Origin of the sequence: Actinoplanes regularis, assembly GCF_900188005.1 — a bacterium.
In the GTDB taxonomy this organism is placed as follows: Bacteria; Actinomycetota; Actinomycetes; order Mycobacteriales; family Micromonosporaceae; genus Actinoplanes; species Actinoplanes regularis.
Genome location: NZ_FZNR01000070.1, coordinates 1 through 1466 on the forward strand (window position 1 = coordinate 1; position 1466 = coordinate 1466).

Sequence of the window (1466 nt, forward strand, 5' to 3'; positions counted from 1 at the left end):
CATTTGAGTGATGTCGATCGTAAGCGGATGGCGCGGTACGGCCTGCTGCCGTTGGTGACCGATGACGCGATGCGGCTGTTCGACACGGCCACCGCGACAGACCTGCCGGTGCTCGCGGTGACCCGGTGGGACACCGCAGCTCTGCGCGGCCGCGGCGACCAGGTGCCGGCACTCGTCCGGACGCTCGTGCCGGCCGGCCGGCGCACCACCGGAGCGGGAAACTCGCTGGCCCAGCGGCTGGCCGGGCTGTCGGCCGCCGACCGGAAGCAGGCGGTGCGTGACCTCGTCACCGGCCAGCTCGCCGCCGTGCTCGGCCACGCCGACCCGAGCGGCATCGCGGTCGACCGGTCCTTCCAGGAGCTGGGCTTCGACTCACTGACCGCGGTCGAACTGCGCAACCAGCTCAACACCACCACCGGGCTACGGTTGCCGACCACCCTGATCTTCGACCATCCCAGCCCTGCCGACCTGATCCGCTATCTGATCGCCGAGCTGGACACGGCCACGCCGGCGCCGGAGGTGGCCGCCGCCGCGCGGTCGGTGACGGTCGCCGACGAGCCGATCGCGATCGTGGGCATGGCCTGCCGCTATCCGGGTGGTGTGTCGTCGCCGGAGCAGTTGTGGGACCTGGTGGCGTCCGGCACCGACGCGGTGAGCGGTTTTCCGGCGAACCGGGGCTGGGATCTGGAGCGGCTCTACGACCCGGACCCGGAGCACACCGGTACCTCGTACAGCCGGGAAGGTGGCTTCCTGCACGACGCCGACCTCTTCGACCCGGAGTTCTTCGGCATGTCACCGCGCGAGGCACTGGCCACCGATCCGCAGCAGCGGCTGCTGCTGGAGACCGCGTGGGAGACGTTCGAGAGCGCGGCCATCGACCCGGCGACGGTCCGCGGCAGCAACACCGGTGTCTTCGCCGGCGTCATGTACCACGACTACGGCACGAACCTGGACCGCGTCCCCGCAGAACTGGAGGGATACCTGGCCAGCGGCACAGCGGGAAGCGTGGCCTCGGGCCGGGTGTCATACGCGCTCGGCCTGGAGGGCCCGGCCGTCACCGTCGACACCGCCTGCTCGTCGTCGCTGGTTGCCCTGCATCTGGCGGCGAACGCGCTGCGCGCCGGGGAATGCGACCTCGCACTGGTCGGCGGCGCCACGGTCATGGCGTCACCGCAGTCGTTCGTCGAGTTCTCCCGGCAGCGTGGGTTGTCGGTGGACGGGCGGTGCAAGTCGTTCGCGGCGGCCGCCGACGGCACCGGTTGGTCCGAGGGTGTGGGCCTGCTGCTGGTGGAGCGGCTCTCGGACGCGCAGCGCAACAACCACAAGATCCTTGCGGTGGTACGGGGTTCCGCCGTCAACCAGGACGGTGCGTCCAACGGGCTCACCGCTCCGAACGGGCCCTCGCAGCAGCGCGTGATCCGGCAGGCGCTGTCGGCGGCCGGCCTGGACGTGTCTGACGTCGACGC

The 1466-nt window shown here is 71.1% G+C and carries 1 protein-coding gene; it reads left to right on the forward strand.

The window, feature by feature from the left end; all coding sequences use genetic code 11:
* A partial coding sequence (locus tag CHC09_RS44815; RefSeq protein ID WP_244911643.1) for a type I polyketide synthase occupies positions 1–1466 on the forward strand: 1466 nt, incomplete at both ends.